Consider the following 2,674-nt stretch of genomic DNA (forward strand, 5'->3'; position numbering starts at 1 on the left):
GAATAAACATAACCGTATTACAATGAACTATTCAATCAAGGAAACAATTCGTTTCCTAATTAATGAAATTCATTCTACACCGTTTCCAGTGGACATTACAAAACCATATTTATGAAATCAGTATTTTTCTTGAACACAGCTTTTCCAATAATATACACAATAATGTGAGTGGCAAATGAAGCGCATAAAATTGCTTTTTTAAGGATCGAAGTAACAAAAGTGTTTAAATAATAAGCGAAATAGCTTTTCAAAATACATTACAAAGTTAGGTGAAAAAATGAGTTCTTTAGAAATTGCTTCTAGTAACATGTTATCTCCAGCAATATTATTTTTTATACTAGGGGTCATTGCAGTCTCCGTAAAATCAGATTTGGAAATACCGGATTCTATTGGTTCAATTATAACGTTATATGTTTTAATAACTATTGGACTAAAGGGGGGCATTTCAGTTAGTAAAACTGGCGTTCAGGGATTATTAATATACGCTTTACTAGCGGTCATTATTGGCATTATCATTACTACCCTAGTATATATTATAATGTCTAAACTTGGATTTGATTCGTCTAACGCCGGATCGATAGCAGGACATTATGGGGCATGTAGTAGTGTCACTCTTACATCGACTTTAGTTTTTCTGCAACAAATAGGAGCTGATTTTGAGGAGTTTGTCCCTGCTTTATATCCGTTCATGGATACCGCAGCATTGATTACTGCTATTATTCTAGGTTATGCAGGCTTAAAGAAGCGATCTGCAGAAACAGATAAAAGTGAATATCGCATAAAAGACATACTACGTATTTCTTTAACAGCTAAATCGACATTATTAATATTTGGTGGTTTTCTAATTGGACTTATCTCAGGTGTTGAAGGTACAAGAAGTCTTATGCCATTTTATGATAATATCTTCAAAGGGGTATTTACAATTTTTATGCTTGATATAGGGTTACTTGCCGGTTCAAGATTATATGAATTGAAAAATGTCAGGCCAATTGCATTTTTATTAGCGATTATCCTACCACTTATCCATGCCACTATCGCCATAATTTTAGCTACTGTTTTTGGTTTGAGTCCTGGAGGAGCAACAATATTAGCAGCCTTAGCTAGTGGTGCGTCCTATATAACTGCACCTGCAGTGATGAGAGATACTTTCCCTGAGGCTAATCCATCTTTAGGTCTAGCCATAGCTTTAGGCATTGTATTTCCATTTAATATTATACTAGGAATCCCACTTTACTATCATTTAGCAACTATGATTTCACAATTTATTAACTAGGGGTGATTAAACTTGTTAGAACAGGTAGAAAAAGTAATCATAATAACTGAAAGAATAATAATTTCTAAAATAATAACATATTTAGAGTTTTTAGAAATTAGAGCTTACACTATTTATAACGATGTCTCAGGGAAAGGTCAACGAGGTATGAGGTCAATATCTGGAGGACTTAGCAGGTTTGGTGATAATATAAGAATAGAAATAATAATAGATGATGAAGAAAAAGCAGAGGAAGTGGCTGAAAAGGTATACAATAAATATTTTTCTTCAAGGTATGCCGGAATAGTATATTTAGAAAAAATTCGAGTAGTTAAGTAAATAATACAAATCAACATATCTATTTAGAAGGAGTTTAGCTAATGGATAAAAGGAAAACCATTCACTCTCTTTTCAAAAATCGTGTAGCGATATTAGCAACGATGCACAAAAAGGAAGAAGTGATATCACCAATACTAGAGAATGAATTAGGAATTGAAATTGTTGTTCCTCAAGCATTTAATACGGATCAGTTTGGGACATTTACTGGAGACATAGAGCGTATGGGTGATCAATATAATGCTGCTAGCCAAAAGGCGATGGAAGCTATGCGCTTATATGATAAAACTTTAGCTTTTGCCAGTGAAGGTTCCTTTGGCCCCCACCCATTCATTCCATTTGTACCATTTAACCGAGAGATAGTATTATTAATTGATAAAGAGAATGATCTAAACATTAGTGGCATTGCAGCTACAACAGAAACTAATTATGGTTATAAGATAGTAAGAAACTTTCAAGAGGCCTATGAATTTTCCGTAGAAAAAGGTATGCCAGAGCATGGAGTTGTTATAAAAGTAAATCAATTTACAAGGGATAAGAATCATATAATTAAAGGTATACAACAAAAAGAGGACCTTGAAAATGCGGTTGAATTTGCTCTAAAGAATTCTTATGGTGGAGAAATATATATAGAAACTGATATGAGAGCATTATATAATCCAACTAGAATGAGAAGTATTGAGGCTGCTACTAATAATCTTATTAAGAATATATTCAATCTCTGCCCGAAATGTGGATGGCCAGGTTTTAAGTTGATAAATAAAAAGGAAGGGTTACCTTGTAGCTGGTGTGGCCTCCCTACTAAATTAGCACTGTCATATCACTACAATTGCAAAAAATGTGGATATACTGAAGAAAAATTATATCCAAATGGAGCAAAACAAGCAGATCCAGGAAACTGTCAATATTGTAATCCATAAATTATTAAAAAATTAAAATTAAAATAGCTGTGTTCAAGAAAAGTACTGATACAGGTTGTTTAAATTAAAAGTATTTGATACAATGAGTTAGCCAAACGAATTTGATGAGACTTTTTATATCTAAAATCCTAAGAGAAACGCTCTTAGGCAACCCGCTTATCTCATC

Annotated in this window: 3 protein-coding genes; all 3 read left to right on the forward strand. The window is 33.0% G+C overall.

Annotated features, from left to right (window positions below):
• The first annotated feature begins 277 nt into the window (after positions 1-277).
• Genes KO464_09855 through KO464_09865 form a run of 3 tightly spaced genes read left to right on the forward strand, consistent with a single transcriptional unit; the run spans position 278 to position 2,508 of the window.
• Complete coding sequence (locus tag KO464_09855; GenBank protein MCC7573668.1) at positions 278-1,273, forward strand: sodium-dependent bicarbonate transport family permease; 996 nt, start codon at positions 278-280, stop codon at positions 1,271-1,273.
• Between the two features lie 12 nt (positions 1,274-1,285).
• The gene (locus tag KO464_09860) at positions 1,286-1,591 is read left to right on the forward strand and encodes a hypothetical protein (GenBank protein ID MCC7573669.1); all 306 of its coding nucleotides are present in this window, start codon (positions 1,286-1,288) and stop codon (positions 1,589-1,591) included.
• 41 nt (positions 1,592-1,632) lie between these two features.
• Positions 1,633-2,508 carry a hypothetical protein gene (locus KO464_09865; GenBank protein MCC7573670.1) on the forward strand — a complete coding sequence of 292 codons (876 nt, stop codon included), beginning with the start codon at positions 1,633-1,635 and terminating at the stop codon, positions 2,506-2,508.
• The last annotated feature ends 166 nt before the right edge of the window (positions 2,509-2,674 follow it).

This window comes from Methanofastidiosum sp. (assembly GCA_020854815.1).
Classification (GTDB): Archaea; Methanobacteriota_B; Thermococci; order Methanofastidiosales; family Methanofastidiosaceae; genus Methanofastidiosum.